Annotated in this window: 18 protein-coding genes and 1 pseudogene; 8 read left to right on the top strand and 11 right to left on the bottom strand. The window is 44.9% G+C overall.

Features of this window, described 5'->3' with window-relative positions; all coding sequences use genetic code 11:
• Positions 1-9 precede the first annotated feature (9 nt).
• The 3 genes from DVG78_RS18785 to mltG form a co-directional block, all read right to left on the bottom strand.
• On the bottom strand, positions 10-1764 hold the full coding sequence (locus tag DVG78_RS18785) for a DUF4331 domain-containing protein (protein ID WP_114462578.1): 1755 nt from the start codon (positions 1762-1764) through the stop codon (positions 10-12).
• Positions 1765-2238: 474 nt separating this feature from the next.
• Complete coding sequence (locus DVG78_RS18780; RefSeq protein ID WP_114462577.1) at positions 2239-2649, bottom strand: acyl-CoA thioesterase; 411 nt, start codon at positions 2647-2649, stop codon at positions 2239-2241.
• Between the two features lie 92 nt (positions 2650-2741).
• Positions 2742-3785 carry an endolytic transglycosylase MltG gene (mltG, locus tag DVG78_RS18775; protein WP_114462576.1) on the bottom strand — a complete coding sequence of 348 codons (1044 nt, stop codon included), beginning with the start codon at positions 3783-3785 and terminating at the stop codon, positions 2742-2744.
• A 382-nt stretch (positions 3786-4167) separates the two neighbouring features.
• Between mltG and DVG78_RS18765 the strand changes: the two genes are divergently transcribed.
• From DVG78_RS18765 to DVG78_RS18755, 3 genes are read left to right on the top strand one after another with little or no spacing between them, the layout of a single operon-like run.
• A complete protein-coding gene (locus DVG78_RS18765) occupies positions 4168-4728 on the top strand; it encodes a DinB family protein (protein ID WP_114462574.1) in 561 nt (186 codons plus the stop codon).
• A gap of 39 nt (positions 4729-4767) precedes the next feature.
• Positions 4768-5646, top strand: coding sequence for an alpha/beta fold hydrolase (locus tag DVG78_RS18760; protein ID WP_114462573.1), 879 nt, complete (start codon positions 4768-4770; stop codon positions 5644-5646).
• Between the two features lie 30 nt (positions 5647-5676).
• The gene (locus tag DVG78_RS18755) at positions 5677-5868 is read left to right on the top strand and encodes a hypothetical protein (protein WP_114462572.1); all 192 of its coding nucleotides are present in this window, start codon (positions 5677-5679) and stop codon (positions 5866-5868) included.
• An 86-nt stretch (positions 5869-5954) separates the two neighbouring features.
• Here DVG78_RS18755 and DVG78_RS18750 read toward each other — a convergent pair whose 3' ends face one another.
• The 8 genes from DVG78_RS18750 to DVG78_RS18715 all read right to left on the bottom strand — a co-directional run bounded on the left by DVG78_RS18750 (position 5955) and on the right by DVG78_RS18715 (position 12713).
• Positions 5955-6437: a cyclophilin-like fold protein gene (locus DVG78_RS18750; protein ID WP_114462571.1), complete on the bottom strand. Its 483-nt coding sequence runs from the start codon at positions 6435-6437 to the stop codon at positions 5955-5957.
• Positions 6438-6560: 123 nt separating this feature from the next.
• On the bottom strand, positions 6561-7616 hold the full coding sequence (locus tag DVG78_RS18745; protein ID WP_310589130.1) for an NAD(P)-dependent alcohol dehydrogenase: 1056 nt from the start codon (positions 7614-7616) through the stop codon (positions 6561-6563).
• Between the two features lie 12 nt (positions 7617-7628).
• Positions 7629-8126 carry a cupin domain-containing protein gene (locus DVG78_RS18740; RefSeq protein ID WP_114462606.1) on the bottom strand — a complete coding sequence of 166 codons (498 nt, stop codon included), beginning with the start codon at positions 8124-8126 and terminating at the stop codon, positions 7629-7631.
• Between the two features lie 52 nt (positions 8127-8178).
• Complete coding sequence (locus tag DVG78_RS18735; protein WP_199563274.1) at positions 8179-8592, bottom strand: (R)-mandelonitrile lyase; 414 nt, start codon at positions 8590-8592, stop codon at positions 8179-8181.
• A gap of 78 nt (positions 8593-8670) precedes the next feature.
• Positions 8671-9204 carry a sugar O-acetyltransferase gene (locus tag DVG78_RS18730; RefSeq protein ID WP_229598269.1) on the bottom strand — a complete coding sequence of 178 codons (534 nt, stop codon included), beginning with the start codon at positions 9202-9204 and terminating at the stop codon, positions 8671-8673.
• A gap of 29 nt (positions 9205-9233) precedes the next feature.
• Positions 9234-11432 (bottom strand): xanthine dehydrogenase family protein molybdopterin-binding subunit, encoded by a 2199-nt coding sequence (locus tag DVG78_RS18725; protein WP_114462569.1) that lies wholly within the window; start codon positions 11430-11432, stop codon positions 9234-9236.
• Positions 11433-11459: 27 nt separating this feature from the next.
• Positions 11460-11930 (bottom strand): (2Fe-2S)-binding protein, encoded by a 471-nt coding sequence (locus DVG78_RS18720; RefSeq protein WP_114462568.1) that lies wholly within the window; start codon positions 11928-11930, stop codon positions 11460-11462.
• A gap of 9 nt (positions 11931-11939) precedes the next feature.
• A complete protein-coding gene (locus DVG78_RS18715) occupies positions 11940-12713 on the bottom strand; it encodes a hypothetical protein (RefSeq protein ID WP_114462567.1) in 774 nt (257 codons plus the stop codon).
• Positions 12714-12858: 145 nt separating this feature from the next.
• Between DVG78_RS18715 and DVG78_RS18710 the strand changes: the two genes are divergently transcribed.
• From DVG78_RS18710 to DVG78_RS18690, 5 genes and pseudogenes are all read left to right on the top strand, one after another.
• Positions 12859-13749 (top strand): helix-turn-helix domain-containing protein, encoded by an 891-nt coding sequence (locus DVG78_RS18710; protein ID WP_114462604.1) that lies wholly within the window; start codon positions 12859-12861, stop codon positions 13747-13749.
• Between the two features lie 37 nt (positions 13750-13786).
• Positions 13787-13999: a DUF2281 domain-containing protein gene (locus tag DVG78_RS18705; protein WP_114462566.1), complete on the top strand. Its 213-nt coding sequence runs from the start codon at positions 13787-13789 to the stop codon at positions 13997-13999.
• A gap of 4 nt (positions 14000-14003) precedes the next feature.
• Entirely contained in the window at positions 14004-14399 is a 396-nt protein-coding gene (locus tag DVG78_RS18700) for a type II toxin-antitoxin system VapC family toxin (protein ID WP_114462565.1), read from the top strand.
• Positions 14396-14557, top strand: a pseudogene (locus DVG78_RS18695) (helix-turn-helix domain-containing protein); the annotation flags it as partial. The gene DVG78_RS18700 and the pseudogene DVG78_RS18695, both read left to right, overlap by 4 nt.
• Before the next feature lie 203 nt (positions 14558-14760).
• Positions 14761-17337: a phosphocholine-specific phospholipase C gene (locus tag DVG78_RS18690; RefSeq protein WP_114462564.1), complete on the top strand. Its 2577-nt coding sequence runs from the start codon at positions 14761-14763 to the stop codon at positions 17335-17337.
• The last annotated feature ends 109 nt before the right edge of the window (positions 17338-17446 follow it).

Raw genomic sequence — 17446 nt, 5'->3', positions numbered from 1 at the left:
TGGTGAAGGTTAGAATCTTGCTTTTTCGGGATAATCAAATCCTCGCCAAGGGTTCTGAACGAAGGGGAACATCGGCTTTAGCTCAATGTCATTTTTGGTGGGTCCCGCGTTGAAGCCCAGCACATTAACAAGTTTAGGCGTTACGGGACTGGTTGTTACACCCGGTTGAAAATCGTCGTACCACAAGCCAACGGCGGCCAGTACTACTCCACTTACGGCCTGCAATTCAATCGTGGTTACATCATCTTCCAAGCGGCGTCCGTTGGGGAAGCCATCCATGTTTGGAATGAATTGTAAAGCCGTGGAAGCGTTGTAATCAGGATCGGTTAAACCCAAAACCGCCGCTTGTACCAAGCCCAAAGAGCTGAATTTGGGGTGGTTGCGTGGGGTGGCAGGAACCGCCATGTTGAGCCGCAACATGTCGCCCAAAGTGGGCAAGAAGTTGTGAATGAAAGGCTTACCCGCCGCCAAAGGATTGCCGCTTTTGCCCGTTGCCAATTGATAAGGAGCTAAGTTGGGAACGCCAGTGTAGAATATTGGCAGTAAATCAACCGCGCGGGGGCTTTGGTTATCGGGTAATAATATCCCTCCAAAAGCTGCCTCCGAGAGGGCCGTTCCATTCAATGCCTGATTTCCTTTCAGCACAAATAAGCCCGGCTTGCCATTCCGAAAATCAAAAGAACCCAACGATTTTTCCTGAATACGAAGCGCATTCAGCGAAGGTACGGCTTTGCCAAACTGAGAATCATCCATGTAGAGTGCCAACTCAGGATTGGTAAAATACTTGGCAAATTGCAAATCCTCGCCGTTGTAAGGAGTGGCGGCGTTCCAACGGTCTTTCATACCCACCGGAATCACGGCTTCGTTGGTCAGCGGCATCCCAAGGCGCGAGACTTGCACGTATTTTCCATCGTAGCCCACATCAGCCCCTTGGTAGAGTGTTTGAATCATTTGGCGGCTCGCCGACGCCCACACCCCAATCACATAATCAGGATCCAGAATATTGGCGGCTTGCATTACGCTTTTGCCGTCTTTTTGCAGCAAATTCACGGGAATTTTGAGGGCAATCGTGTGAACGTTAAAACGATTCAGGCCATCCACCGTTGGGTTGGTGGTATTGCCTTCTGGACGGAAGTTTCCGACGTCAAAAGCCCCCGCCAAATCCACAAAGAAAGGGTCATCTACGGGACCGCAGAATACCTTTTCGCCCGAATTGGCCGTGGCAATTGATTGCTGAACGAGGGCGTCGTATGAAGTCCCCAATCCAACCGTTGCGTTTTCGATTGAGCGCGGCCCGATGTTGTTTGGAGGTACTATTCCGTTGGAAATAATGGTTACGAATGTTCGCCCACCGTCAGTACTTTTTTCGCATTTGTAAGTGGTTTTGAGATTTTGTTTTCCCAAACGAATGTTAAAAAAAGTTGTTGGGTCTTCATTCACACTCGAAAATGTAAAGCGGTAGGTAATGTCGTCGCCCGCGGTAGTGGCTTTGTTCTTTATGTGAATCTCATAACGGACATTCGTGCCAAAATTATAGTAATTTGGCCCGCCTTCGGGCGATTCAAACGGGATGTAATTGGCAATGATGGTAATGGAATTGGGGTCATCGGGGCTCTTGAAGGCATAGACGTCGGTGTTGTCGGCCAAAGGGTCTTGGGAAATCAGTGGAGCCTCCCGGTGGCTGGAAGCATAACTGCCGACAGACAACAGCAGTGCGCAACAAAGTAATCCAAACCCGCGTTGGACACGAAGCAAAGGAAACATTCGCATGATGTTAATGTGTTAAATTGTGAGAAAAATGGGTATTAGAAAAACCTTTAAAAAGGGCAATAAAGGGACTCCCGTTGCTGAGAAGAATATCTCAAAACGGTTACGTTACTAAACTTTAAGAAAGTGGAGAGGCTTTAAACAGGGTAACTGCAGCATTCCTGCCAAAGACAAAAGGTTAAACCTTAGTGGCTCAACCCGAAGACGAAACCCGGATACGCAGGGCAATTGGGGTACTCTTTTCCTTCATACGTTTCCATTTTGTTTGTACAAATCCAATAATTTGCTGTCATTTATTCATACATACGTGCCTAAAGCGGAAATAGATTTTAGGTAAAGATTAATTAATGTGGCGAACAAAAAAAATTCAGTTTGGGATAAAAATATCCACCAAAAAAAGAAAACCCCGAATGAAACATGGCTCATTTGGGGTTCAAAAAAACGCAATTATGTCTACTCAAATCGTCTGTTCTACATAAAATAGGGTTTCAATTTCTCCAACAAAAACCCTGGTGCCCGCGTTGGTCGGTTGGTTTCGCGATTCAGAAAAACCAGCGTGGTTTCGCCCGTATTGAGTACCGCTCCCGTCTGATTCCGAATTTCGTACCGAAATACCACCCGCGCGGCGGGCAATTCTGGAATGGTCACTTTGATGGTTAACTCATCGTCGTAGCGGGCAGGCTGCAAATACCGGGAATAGTTTTCGTAGACGGGCATCATCGTTCCCGCTTCCTCCATGTCGCGGTACGAAAATCCAATGCTGCGCAGGGCTTCTACCCGCCCGATTTCGTAAAACCGCCCGTAATTGCCGTAATACACATACCCCATTTGGTCAGTATCGGCGTATCTTACTCTTATTCCTTTGTATTCGTAAGTAAACATAAATCAGGAGTGAGGAGGCAGAAGTGAGTAGTCTGGAGTGAGAAGCGATGAGTGTTTTTTTATTCTCACTACTGGCTACTCACTCCTCGCTCCTACTTTATATTCATTTTATTGAGTGCGTCTTGGTACTTGCGGGCGTTGAGGAGGTGGTCGTCGTAGGTGACGGCAAAATCATGGTAGCCCAACAGTTTGCCTTCGGGGTCAATTTTCACACAGAAATAGAGATAGTTGTGCTCCTCCGCGTTGAGCACGGCATCAATCGCTACCGTACTCGGCACGTTGATAGGCCCCGGAGGTAACCCTAAGACGCGGTAAGTATTATAAGGAGAATTTAGAGCCGAAAAGCGGCCCGTTACCCGTTTGATGGAAAAGTCCCGCCACGCAAAAATCACCGTTGGGTCGGCTTGAAGCGGCATACTTTGGCGAATACGGTTTAGGTACACTCCCGCAATGCGCGGCATCTCATCATTTCGGTTGGTTTCGGCATCCACAATCGACGCCAAAACCGACACCTCCGCCTTGGTATATCCCAAAGCCTTGGCTTTTTCGAGGCGGGCGGGCGTCCAAAACTTTTGATATTCGTCGTGCATTCTTCCCAAAAACTTATCTACGGGCGTGGTCCAAAAAATTTCGTAAGTATTGGGCAAAAACATACTCCCCACGTTGGTGGTATCAAAACCAAATTTTTGGCATACGGCAGGGTCATTCAGTAATTTACCGAGCGCCTCGGGGCCAAATTCAAACTTACTCCCCACCCGCTGAATCAAATCTTCTTTGAGACGAATATTATTGAAAGTCAACCTGACGGCATCCTGCGACCCATTTCTTAGCTTTTTGATGGCTTCCAAATTTCCCATATCCCGCCGCAGCACGTACCGCCCCGGCTTGATGCGCTCCGGCAGTTTGAGCAACTTGGCCATAAACCGAAACGAAATTTCATCGTTGACCACCTCATTTTTTTTGAGGGTATCCAACACCGATTGGTAAGTAGCACCCGTCGGAATCAACAGCGCAAAATCCTTGTCTTTACTCACCTGAAAATTGGGCGTTTGGGCCATTTGCCAGAAGTAAAAAGTAAACGTAGTAAAAACTACTGCTACCGTAATAAATATCCCTATCTTTAAATTACGCGACATGAAATGATGATGTTTGACATTTATTTTTTGGAATTGGACTTCAAGCAGCACATTGCTACGGGTCGGGTTGTCTGCTGCCAGAAATCAGTGCAAAAGTACACGTTAGGTTTGGTTTTCAGTGCAGGTATTGGAAGTTTCCCCTTGTTTATTGCTTTGATAAGGACAAAGAAAGGTTTAAAAACCAAGTTGATTAACATCGTAAAAGGCCCTCTTATCTTCCTTATTTTGCTGTTTTAGGGAACAAAACGTTCAAAAGTTGCATAATTATGCAAGATTTCGGAATCACAATGAGTTGTTAGTACTGAGTATTCAATAACTTTGCATTTCTTATAATTTCACTAAAAAGCTACCGATTAACCAAAAACTTCGCTGAACTATCCCAATGGACAAGAAAGAAGAATTACTCCGAATTATTGATCAATTTAATCTTATATACGAAAGCGAAGAAGCATGGCATGGTCCTTCGGTAGTAGAGGTTCTCAGTGACGTGTCGTGGGAAATGGCCTCCCAAAAAATAATGCCCAATACCCACAGCATTGCGGAATTGGTATATCACATGACCACCTGGCGGATTTTTGTGGTGAAACGCTTACAAGGCGATGGAGAGTATGAGGTAACCAAAGCCCGTGATTGGAAATCCTTCCTTGTTTTTGATGAATTTGAGTGGGAAGCCCTCCAAATGGAGTTGAGTCTCAGTCAAGAAGAATTGATTGCCGAACTTGAAAAACGCGAGGACGACGAGTTTTTGGAAGAAATCGTACCCGGTCGTGAATATGATTTCTACACCATGCTTCACGGCATCTTACAACACGATTTATACCACGCAGGACAAATTTCTATCCTTAAAAAATCATTGCTCTACAAAGGGCTTGGCAAAAAAAGCCGCACCGATGACGATGACTACTACGGTAACGGAGGCAGCGACGATTTTGATGATTACTGATAGTGTCAACCATTATTCCTAAACTATTTCTTTCGTCTCATGCGGATTTTTGTTTTTTTGAGTTTGTGGGGAATGTTTACGGGAGGAGTATCGGCGCAAAAAACACTGACCGGTTTGGCTCCCGTGGCCGATACAAAGCTGTATTATGAAATAGAAGGCAAAGGCGAACCCGTGGTGTTTATCCACGAAACGGCCTTGGACTCTCGCCAGTGGAACGCCCAATGGAACGCCTTTGCCCGTCATTTTAGAGTGATTCGGTATGATATTCGCGGTTTTGGGCAATCTGCCCGCGCCCGCGACCCTCACAATCCAAGCGATGATTTAAAAGCATTGCTTGACTTCCTGAAAATTGAAAAAGCGCATCTAGTAGGCGTAGCACTGGGGGGAAATGTGGCGCTCAATTTTGCGGCCACTCACCCCGAGCGCGTCCTCAAAATCGTGGTTGCCGATGCCAATCCAGATGGATTTACCGACGAAACCCCGCAACTCAAAGCCGTAGTCAACAAAATCGTTGATCTGGCTTCGCACCAAGGATGGCACGACGAACAGCAGGATGTGTGGCTGCGCTCCCCACTCATGCGCCTGTATGCCGCCGACGACAAAACCATCATTAATTTGAGCGAAATGATTGCCGATTACCACGGCGATCATTTCATCAATCCCCGAATCGACCCTGCTTTTGGCACTCCTACGACTCTCGATTTGGTTTCTTCCATCCGCGCCCCTACGCTCCTGTTGGTAGGCGAAAAAGACGAAGAAAGTTTTCACCGAGTGGCTGATGTAATGGCCCAGAAAATCTTCAACGTTCGGAAAGCGGTCATCAAGGGAGCGGGTCATCTATCAAATATGGACAAACCAAAAATCTTTAACAAATTGGTTATCAATTTTTTAAGCACCAGCCCAATGACCATTAAGTAACCCTTTCTTCCTCATTTTATTCTACTCAAAATGGATATTGAAAAGCGTCGGCGCTGGGCCAAAATAGCCACCATCGGCATGGGATTAGCCGCTTTGGTTACCCTAATTGCGGGTTTTGCTCAGAGTTGGAATTTACCGCGCATCATCATGGCAGTTTGCTTCACTGCCAGCTCGGTGTTGTATTATTTTCAGTATCAAAATCTGCTTAAAGAAGACGATTGACACCTAGGCCATCCCCAAGCCTACGTACCCGGGTGTCGGCATTAGTCCACATTATTTTGCAAAGCTATTCAAAAGGACTTCGTGCGTTATTCCGTTGGATTTATCTCAAAACTCACCTTTACATCCCCAGCCCCAAGTGCTGCTGTCAGCCCCGTTACATCGTCAATTTTACCAATTTTGGTGTAACTGTAAGCCGTTGTAAAACCTTTGTAAAACAACACCAATGTATTTGCCCCGTACATCATCAAATCTCCCGATTGGATACTTGCTGGAACTGACGAATTTGTGGGAAGACTTTTGGGAAAATCGAAAAATTTCTCGTTGTTATTGAGTTCTTTCATGTTGATTGTCAGCGGCAACAGCGCCTTAAAGGCGTTGGCAGTAGGGTTGTCCAAAAGAGTAGCCGTAAAAGTACTTGCCCCGATTTTGATCCGAACTTTATTGCTTTTCACTGTATTGTCAGTTGCCATTTCCTCGGTGTTATTTAGTGGTAAATTATCTTTATCGCAGGAGGCTAAACAGGCAATTATTGAAAACATAAGAGAGAGAGTCAGCATTAACTGTTTCATAGTGATTTTTGTTTGACGTGTATATTTTCATTGGAACTCTTTATTTAAAAAAACTTTGCAGGTGTTTTGCACCTGCAAAGACCTTAGCTACCTGCTCTATTACCGCCGTAATTTGGTTTAAATTTAATCGCGTAAAGACCTCATATCCACAACAAAGCGATATTTTACATCGCTTTTTCCCAACCGCTCAAAAGCCTCATTGATCTGTTCAGGCTTAATGAGTTCTATCTCTGCTGTGATGTTATGCTCTGCACAAAAATCAAGCACTTCCTGGGTTTCGGCGATACCTCCAATGTTAGAACCAGAGAAACTTTTTCGTCCATTCACTACGTTGAAAGCTCCCACTTCCAGAGGTTCATTGGGCAATCCAACCAGCACTAATGAACCATCGACTTTTAATAAATTCAGATAATCATTTACGTTGTGTTTGGCAGATACCGTGTCTAAAATCATATCCTGTTTTGGACAACTTTTCATTTGACCCGCATCAGACGACAAAACGACCTTATCTGCCCCTAAACGTTCTGCATCTTCGGCTTTCGCCTGCGAAGTGGTAAATACGGTTATATAAGCGCCCATTGCCTTGGCGATTTTGATGGCCATGTGGCCCAAACCGCCCAGCCCTATAATACCAACGTTTTTCCCCGGGCCTGCTTTCCAATGCTTTAAAGGAGAATATACCGTAATACCCGCGCAAAGAATCGGGGCTGTAGCAGCCAAAGCCAATGTTTCGGGAATATTGACCACATAATTTTCATCCACGACAATGCTTTCCGAAAAACCACCATAGGTAATGCCGCCGTATTTTTTATCGGGTGAGTTAAAGACTACCGTCCAACCCTTGTTGCAGAATTGTTCGTTTCCATCGTGACAATGGTCGCATTCACGGCAGCTGTCTACGATACACCCCACCCCGACCAAGTCGCCCACTTTAAATTTGGTAACACCTTCACCAATTTTTGTGATTTTTCCAACAATCTCGTGACCGGGAACAATCGGATACACCGTGCCACCCCAATCATTGTGAACAGCGTGTAGATCTGAATGGCAAATTCCGCAATACAGGATGTCTATTTCCACATCCTGAGGTGTAACATCCCTGCGCGATATGGTTACATTTTTGATTGGTGCAGTAGAAGCCTCTGCTCCATAAGCATTTATACTTTTTACGCTCATCATTTCCCTTGTTTATTATTCGTTTTTTCCACCATACTCTTCATCTGTCACTCTCTTTAGCCAGGTAACAATGCCTTTTTCTGTATTTGGTATAATGTACATCTGTAGCATTCCCGTATCCGGACTTGCCCCATGCCAATGCATTACATTGGGAGGACATTTGACTACATCACCTTTTCTGAGGGTTTGTCGTGGTTGTCCTTGTATCTGGTGGTAACCTACCCCGTCTGTTATAATCAATATCTGGCCAGCAGGATGGATATGCCAATTGCTTCTTGCTCCGGGTTCGAAATACACATTGCCAACGACCGTATTATAGGTGCTATCGTTTGCAACCAAGCCTATATTCCACGCATTTCCGGTAAAGTTCTCGGCAGGGCCTAAATTACCTTTGGGGAATATGGCTTGTAGTTCTTTTCCTTTACTTGATGTCTGTCCTATGCAAACGGTAGAAAACAAGGCCAAAAAAGTTGCTGTCGTTATGAATAACAGTTTGTTTCGTTTATTTTTCATGTTTACTAACTTTAGATTAATTTGTTTAGTACTGTTCAAAAGTTACAGTGCCTCACAGGTGATTTACTTTTTCAAATTCTTCATCGGTAACAGGATTCAGCCACGTAACCTGCACATCATCCTTATAATTCGTAATGGCGATATGTACCATTTTTGAGGTTGCTGACGCCCCGTGCCAGTGCACGCTATTTTCAGGAATATTGACAACATCCCCTTTTTTAATTACTCTTGCCTCCGCCCCTTTTTCCTGATAAAACCCTTGCCCTTCGATCACAATCAAAGCCTGTCCTTTAGGATGCGTATGCCAGTGGGTTCTGGCTCCCGGCTCAAAGGTCACTGCTCCGGCAGAGAACTCATGATTTTTATCTTTTGTAACCAAAAGGTGTAAAAATGCATCTCCCGTAAACCATTCGGTCGGGAGTTTTTGCCCTCTTGGAAAAATTGAATCTTGCTTAGTCATTTCCATTTTACGTAGGATTTTGCTGTTTTTACCATTTGAAAGTAGTACATCTCTGTACTTATGCCGGCGCTCCACGGGTTTATTTTATAGTATTTTAATGACTTTTGCCGGTACTCCACCTACGACGGTATTGGCGGGCACATCTTTTGCCACGACCGCCCCTGCGGCCACAATCGAATTTTCACCAACAGTCACCCCAGGTAAAATCGTGGCGTTGGCGCCAATCCAAGCATTGCGTTTAATCGTTACCGATTTTAAATCAAGCGACTTGCGTTTGGCGGGGTCGATGGGGTGATTTTCGGTAATGATACAAACTTGAGGCCCAATCAATACATCGTCTTCAATCACAATTCCCCCAAGGTCGAGAAAGGTACAACCGTGATTGATAAACACATTTTTACCCAATTGAATATGCTGCCCAAAATTGGTGTAAAAAGGCACAAAAATCGTGGTACTGGCATCAATTGGCTTACCGATAATCTCACTTAGCCGCTCCCTAATTTGGTCTGTGTCAGTTGAGTTGTTAAGGTCAGGGTTCAGTTTCAATGTCCGATTCACTACCTCCCACATGGAAGGCATTTGCGGGTCGTCAGGGGGAATAATTCCCCCTTCCAACATTCGTTCAAATATGTTTTTCTCCGAATTCATCATCCTAAATTATCTAAATCAAAAGGCATTTTTCTCAATCGAATGCCCGTTGCTGCAAAAATGGCGTTGGCCAGTGCAGGGGCTACGGGTGGCAAACCGGGTTCACCCACCCCTTTGATTTTACTGCCACCATTCGCTAAAATATGTACTTCCACAGGAGGCGATTCGTTGATACGAAGTACAGGAGTATCGTGAAAATTGCTTTGAACGGTTTTGCCATTAGCGAAAGTAATGCCATTCTTGATTGCAGCCGTAACTCCCATCACGACCGCCCCTTCTACTTGGGCCTTGACCGTATCGGGGTTGACGACCGTCCCCAAATCAATAACCGCATAGACTTTGTCTATTTTTACGGAATTGTCCGAGAGTTTCGTTACCTCAATGACTTGTCCGCCCAATCCTGCAAAAAATTCATACTGAGCCACGCCACGACCTTTGCCCTTGGGAAGCGGTTTGTCCCAATTCGACACTTCTTTGAGTTTTTGTAACACTCGTTTGGTGTCCGAATCTTTCGTGAGCATTTCCAAACGGAAAGCCATAGGGTCTTTGCCCGCAGCGTGTGCCAATTCATCCATGAAACATTCGTGCGAAAATGCCAAAGTAGAGCTTGTTACCGAACGCCACCAAAACATCGGGATGTGAATATCGGCATATACAAACGAGTTTCTCATATTTGGTATCTCGTAGGCTTGATGACTGATACCTTCCACCATTGTTTCATCGACTTTCGTTTTATCGACATTGGGCATTAAAAACGACATAATAGTAGGCGAAATCACCTTGTGCTGGAAAGCCATCAGTTTACCCTCTTCCGAAATGCCTCCTTTCAATGCAGAGAACGTCGGTGGACGAAAAGGCCCTAATTGGGTATCATCTTCCCGCGTCCAAATCATTTTTACCGGTTTTTTGAGGGTTTTAGCCAAACCAACCGCCTCTACGATAAAATCTATGGCCAATCTACGCCCAAAACCACCCCCACTGAATGCCGTGTGAAGGGTTACGTCTTCGGGTTTTAATCCAAAACGCGTAGGAATATCTCGCATTACATCTGACGGCACTTGCGTAGAAGTCCAGATTTCCAAGGTATTGTTTTCTTTCCAATGGGCCGTACAATTCATGGCTTCCATCGGTGAATGAGCCACAAAAGGCGTTTCGTAAAATGCTTCTATTTTTTTGACAGATTCACCAAAGGCTTTGTCAAAGTCACCCACGTTGGCATCTATTATGCCTTCGTTCTTCGCCATGTCCCGCAGAGACTGAGCGTAAGTTTCGGAGTTAAATTTCTCGTTTCCTTGGTAGTCCCAGACAACTTTCAAGACTTTTCGACCTTTCAAAGCTGCCCAATAATTTTTGGCAATAACCGCCACGCCCGTTGATTGATAAACTCCAAACACCCGCTCCACTTCAACAACCTGCTCCACTCCTGCCACGTTCATCGTGGCAGTTTTATCGTAGTTTGTTAGCTTTCCTCCAAACACCGGACAATGCTCAATCGAAGCATAGACCATGTTGGGCACGTCGGCATCAATCCCAAACACGGCCTGACCCGATACTTTCAAAGGAATATCCTGCCTTTTTACTGATTTGCCAAGGATGTTGAAATCTTTGGTGTCTTTGAGGGTGGGGTTTTTAGGTACTTCCAACTTTGCGGCAGTTTCTACTAAGTCACCATAGCCGATACTTTTTCCCGAAGGCTTATGAACAACTTTTGCCTTTTCGGCATAACATTCCGACGCAGGTACATTCCATTGTTGGCTCGCGGCCAAAAGCAACATTTCGCGGGCTGAAGCTCCAACCTTTCGGAGTTCATTGTAATTCAACCTGACCGACATGCTACCACCCGACATTTGCATAGGGCCAAATTTTGTCTCACCCCCCGTTTGTAAGACGGTATATTGTTCGGGCAGTAATTCCAGTTCTTCGGCAATTAGGGCAGGAATGGACTGGTACGTTCCTTGACCGATTTCGGGTTTGGTATTAAAAATGGTGATTTTACCCGTTTTTTCGATGATGACGTACGGGGTCAGATTCAACCCCAAATTGGGTTGGGTTGGTTGTAGAAACAGGGCATGCCCTGTTTCTACGGTGTCGGCGGTGACAACGGCCGCATTGGAATTTGAAATACCTAAAACCAACGCCGTTCCCGACAAACCCGTATATTTTAAAAAATTGCGGCGATTAACAAGATTATTTTCCATGATAAATTCAATTGGGTCAACGGGTGATTATTTCTTTTTCATTTCATTTGATGCCACATGAATCGCTTTACGAATACGTTCATACGTACCACATCGGCAGATATTTCCTGCCATGTAGGTATCAATATCTTCATCCGTTGGTTTGGGATTAATCTTTAAAAGGGCCACAGCCGACATAATTTGCCCCGATTGACAGTAGCCGCACTGCGGCACTTGTTCTTGGATCCATGCTTTCTGTACATCATGGTCAATATTGGTTGAGATACCTTCAATGGTTGTGATTTTGCTCGTTGCTTTGAGCGAAGAAATCGGCGTTTGACACGAACGTATTGCTTGCCCGTTCAGATGGACCGTACAGGCACCGCAAAGCCCCATGCCACAGCCAAATTTGGTACCCTTTAGCCCAGCGTAGTCTCTGATGACCCACAAAAGCGGAGTGTCCGGGTCGGCTTCTACCTGTATTTTTTTGTTGTTGATATTTAGGGTGTATTCTTTCATTTGAATCTGTTATTTAACACGTTTATATTGTCTGCTAAAACTATACGCCACCATCACATTCCACATAAAATCCTGATTTCCCGGCACATTCGACTTAAAAGTCTGATTGATGGTGGATTGTAAACTAAGCGGAGATTTTTTATGCCCCACCGCCACCGTTGCCGTAAAGTAACTTCCCTTATAGCCGTCGGTATTGAGAAAAAAAACCGTTGGGAAGATATTCAAATATAGATTTTTGCTCAAACTAATATCCGTAAACGCCGTATTGAGAAACAGTACTCTTGTGAGCTGAGGTCCATGCTTTTGCAAAGCATTTCCTTGTAAATACATGGCACTTACCCCAACGTGGGGCGTAATTTGGTAACTCGGCACGACCTCAAAGGCAAGAAATCGCAGCATTTCGGTAATTTCTTTGGTATTCCCATTGTCGGTCATGCTGCTACGAATGAGGGTAAAGGCGGGGTGCGCACCTACCCGCAAACTGAACTTCTTTTGCTCAATCAGACGGTAACGCACCCAAAAAATCAATCCACCTTTGCTGGCATCAGGAACAAGGCGAATGTCAGGCTCGAAACTAACCCGTTTTTTGCGCCACGAAAAATTCATGATAGCTGCGGGGTGATTCAATGAAAAAGTGGGAATAATCGAAAATCCATTGTTGGTAATCCCCACTGTCCCCGAAAAGGTAGAAGTGGTTTGGGTACTGTCAGGGGTTTGGCTAACTCCTGACAATACCATAAAAGTTAAGGGAAAGAGTAAAAAAACAATTTGTAAATATTTCATTGATAGGCAGTTATTTTACATGCTACAAAATTATATACAACCTATCTCGTTGCTTTTATACATTTCACGGTTTTACTTACCATTTTTACGGGTGGCGATTTATTTCAATCCGTTCGTGCGTAGTTTTGGTAAAAAAAACAAGATCATGATTATTTATGACTCCATAAAAAAGTACTGCCAAACCTTCAACCACCCAATGTTACACCCCTTGATTGGGCTGGTGGATTTGGACAAATCTGACCTTATTCAACGCAGTAAATTCAGAATTGATTTTTATGCCATCATCATCAAGGACAGCAGGTGCGGAGACTTACGATACGGTCTCAAATACTATGACTACGAGGAAGGGACCATCGTGTTTTTTGGGCCCGGGCAAATTGGCGCCAGCGAACCCGAAGGTGAATGGCATCAGCCCTACGGAAAAGCCTTGATTTTTCACCCGGACCTATTACATGGCACCCACCTCGCCAAGCAAATCCACGAATATTCGTTTTTTGGGTACGACTCGTACGAAGCCTTGCACGTTTCGGAAAAAGAACGGGTGTTGATTGACCTGTGTTTTGCAAACGTAGAAACGGAAATCAAGCAAAATATTGATAAACACAGCAAGCAAATCATTGTTGCTAACCTTGAACTACTCCTGAAATACTGTTCTCGGTTTTACGACCGTCAGTTTATCACCCGCGAGGTGGTTCACCATGACCTGTTAGCACAGTTTGAAAATCGGCTTAATGCGTACATTTTTGGCGAAAAATTGGGCATGGATGGCCTACCTTCGGTCGCTTACTTTGCCCAAAAGCTAAACGTCTCTGCCAATTATTTTGGAGATTTAATCAAAAAAGAAACGGGGAAAACAGCGCTGGAGTTTATCCACTTGAAGTTGATGGAAGCCGCCAAAACAAAAGTGTTAGACACCTCCAAATCCATCAGCGAAATTGCCTACGAATTAGGCTTCAAATACCCCCAACATTTCACACGGTTGTTTAAGCAAAAAGTGGGGGTAAGTCCGTTGGAGTATCGAATGGGGATGAATTGAATTTTCGCTATCTTTGACAAAGAAAATACAACAAACTATGCCAACGTCGGTCAAAGGTATTTATGAAAATGGAGTGGTAATACTGCTTGAAAAGCCTCGTAATATCGAAAAATCGGAGGTGATTGTAACTTTTGTGGAGGAAACGTCACCAAAAATAAAACGTCGCAAACCAGGAGGGCTGAAAGGTAAAGTTGGACTAACTGACGACTTTAACGAACCTCTGGATGATTTGAAGGAATATATGTTTTAAACCTATGGATATTTTGATTGATACTCATATTTTGATATGGTTTCAAGAAGGAAATGAACAATTAGATAACAACAGATTGTCGCTGCTGACCGATACAGAAAATCAAATTTTTGTGAGTCAAATAAGTTTGATGGAATTAGCGATTAAGTACAAACTGAATAAGCTTCCCGCTTTTATTGTGGATGTGGCAACTGTTATCCGGCAGATTAAAATTGATGATTTTTCTATTTTACCCATTAAGGATTCCCACGTGGTAAATTACCAAAATATTCCCCTTTACGACAGTCACCGAGACCCATTCGATCGTTTTTTGGTCGCTATTGCCCAAAGCAAAAACCTCGCTCTAATGACATCCGACTCAAAATTTGAACATTACAAAGACTTCCTACATATTATTTAAAGTTGATGGAAGCCGCTAAGCCGAAAGTGTTCGACACCTCCAAATCCATCAGCGAAATTTCCTACGAATTAGGCTTCAAATACCCCCAACATTTCACGAGACTTTTTAAGCAAAAAGTGGGGGTAAGTCCGTTGGAGTATCGAATGGGGATGAATTAAGCATTTTACTCTACTTTGGCAGTACATTAAAACCCTTCTGAAGTCGTACCGGTGCCAACCGTTGGGAGTCGATAAAAACAAGAAAGTAAATAAAACTAAAAATAGTACTTTTGTTGTGGGGGCTCAATTAGTCACTATTCCCTCCTTTTAAGTAGTATTTTTATTTATCCACTTTTCTCCATTTTTCAGCTTCAGACAACCTTATGGATTCCAGAAGAGACTTTCTAAAAAAAGCGGCACTCCTCTCAAGTGGGGCAAGTATATGGGGCATGTTGCCTGCCTCCATTCAAAAAGCACTGGAAATCAATCCACCTTCCGGAAGTACCTACCTTGACGCCGAACACATCGTGGTGTTGATGCAGGAAAACCGTTCCTTTGACCACTGCTTTGGCACCCTTCGGGGCGTGCGAGGATTTAATGATCCAAGAGCCATTACCTTGCCCAATAAAAATTTGGTTTGGCTCCAAAAAAATGCCGCAGGAGAAACCTACGCACCGTTTCGGCTGGATATCAAAGACACCAAAGCGACGTGGATGAGTGCGCTGCCTCACTCGTGGGAAAATCAGGTGGATGCACGAAACGACGGTAAATATGACCGTTGGCTGGATGTAAAACGGTCGGGAAACAAAGAATACTCGGCCATGCCCCTGACCATGGGCTATTACAACCGCGAAGATGTGCCCTTTTATTACGCATTGGCGGATGCCTTCACGGTTTGCGACCAACATTTTTGTTCTTCATTGACGGGCACAACCCCCAACCGCCTGTACCTCTGGACGGGAACCGTCCGCGAAAAACCCGACATCAACTCCAAGGCCAACGTTCGAAATTCTGACGTTGATTATGAAGATGAAGCAAGTTGGACCACGTTTCCGGAGCGCTTGGAAGACAACAATATTTCGTGGAGAATCTACCAAAATGAACTGAGCCTTCCGATGGGCTTTACGGGCGATGAAGAGGCTTGGCTTGCCAATTTTACCGACAATCCCATCGAATGGTTTACCCAATACCACGTTCGGTTTTCGAGTGGTTATCAGAAATTTCTGGCCACTCAACTCAAAACACTGCCCGACGAAATTGCCACGTTGGAACAAAAGCTCAAAACGCTTCCACAAACCGGTAAAGAAACCGAAGTGGCCCAAAAAGCCCTGAAACGCAAGCAAGACATGCTCGTACTTGCCAAGCAAGACCGCGAAAAATGGAGTCGTGAGAATTTTGAAAAACTTTCGCAACGCGAAAAAAACCTGCACCAAAAAGCGTTTACCACCAATATCAACGACCCGCATTACCACGAACTGACCACGCATACCTACAAAGATGGTGATGTTGAACGTCAGGTATCTATTCCCAAAGGCGATACGCTGCACCAATTCAGAGAAGATGTAACAACGGGCAAATTACCCACTGTTTCGTGGGTGATTGCCCCCGAAAACTTCTCCGACCACCCCGGCGCGCCTTGGTACGGTGCTTGGTATATTTCGGAGGTCATGGATATTTTGACCCAAAATCCTGATGTTTGGAAAAAGACGATTTTCATCGTGACTTACGACGAAAACGACGGCTATTTTGACCACGTGCCCCCGTTTGTGGCTCCCAAACCCGACCTCTCTGACGGTAAGGTTTCCAAAGGCATTGACCCGAGTGTGGAACACGTGAGCATGGAGCAGGAAAACAAACGCAAAGAGGCAAGTCCGCAAAACAAAGGGCGGGCCGGGTCTATTGGCTTAGGGTATCGAGTGCCCATGCTGATTGCATCACCTTGGAGTAGAGGTGGTTATGTCAACTCTCAGGTATTTGACCATACGTCGGTGTTGCAGTTTATGGAACATTTTTTGAGCCATAAAACCAAGAAAAAAATCGAAGAAACCAACATCAGTGCTTGGCGTCGTACGGTATGCGGTGATTTAACATCGGCTTTCCGACCTTACAACGGCGAAGAAATCAAACTGCCGACTTCGGTGGTCAAAGATGCTTTTATCCAAAGTGTTCACAAAGCCAAATTCAAAAAAGCGCCGTCGAACTTCAAACAACTCAGCGCGGCTGAAATTGAGCAAATCAACCAGAATCCTGTGGCATCGCCGCTGATGCCGCAGCAAGAAAAAGGGATTCGCCCTGCCTCCGCCCTGCCCTACGAACTATATGCCGAAGGCAAATTGAGCGCCGATAAAAAATCGTTTCAGATTCATCTCAGTGCCAAAAATGACGTATTTGGCAAAAAGGCGGTTGGTGCACCTTTTCAGGTATATGCACCGCACAAATACCGCACCCAACCCAGTGGTGCATTTGAAGACCTGAAAGCATGGTCGTATGCCGTGACCGCAGGCGACACCCTGACGGATACGTGGCCGCTGCAAAATTTCGAGAACGACAACTATCACCTTCGCGTGTACGGTCCCAATGGTTTTTTCCGAGAATACAACGGAAATGCCAACGACCCGCAAATCTCGGTGCAATGCGAATACCAGCGGTCGTCGCCGCAGGGCAAACAATTGACAGGCAATGTAGAATTGAAACTGCGTAACCTAGGCTCGCAGCGAAAAATCAAAGTGCAGATTATTGATAATGCCTACAAAACGCCCACTCAAACCAAAACACTCGACGTCGTATCCAACAAAGGCAGTATGCTGTCGGTAGTTCTCGACCTTAAAACCAGTTTTGGCTGGTATGATTTCAGCGTAAAGGTAGAAGGGGTTGACAGCTTTGAACAGCGCTTTGCGGGAAGAGTAGAAACGGGAAAAACCTCTTTCAGCGACCCCGTCATGGGACGAGTGGAGTTATAGCACCGCCGTTAGGTCAAACATTGCAGTAAGGTTTGCAAAAAGTATCACTAAAAGGGGCATTTTATTGCTATTTATTGGCTAATAACTTGCACCTTTTTACTTTTTTCAT

It is taken from the genome of Runella aurantiaca, from assembly GCF_003339505.1.
Classification (GTDB): domain Bacteria; phylum Bacteroidota; class Bacteroidia; order Cytophagales; family Spirosomataceae; genus Runella; species Runella aurantiaca.
Note: the sequence above shows the minus strand (reverse complement) of the source record. Positions and strands in the feature narration are given on the sequence as shown.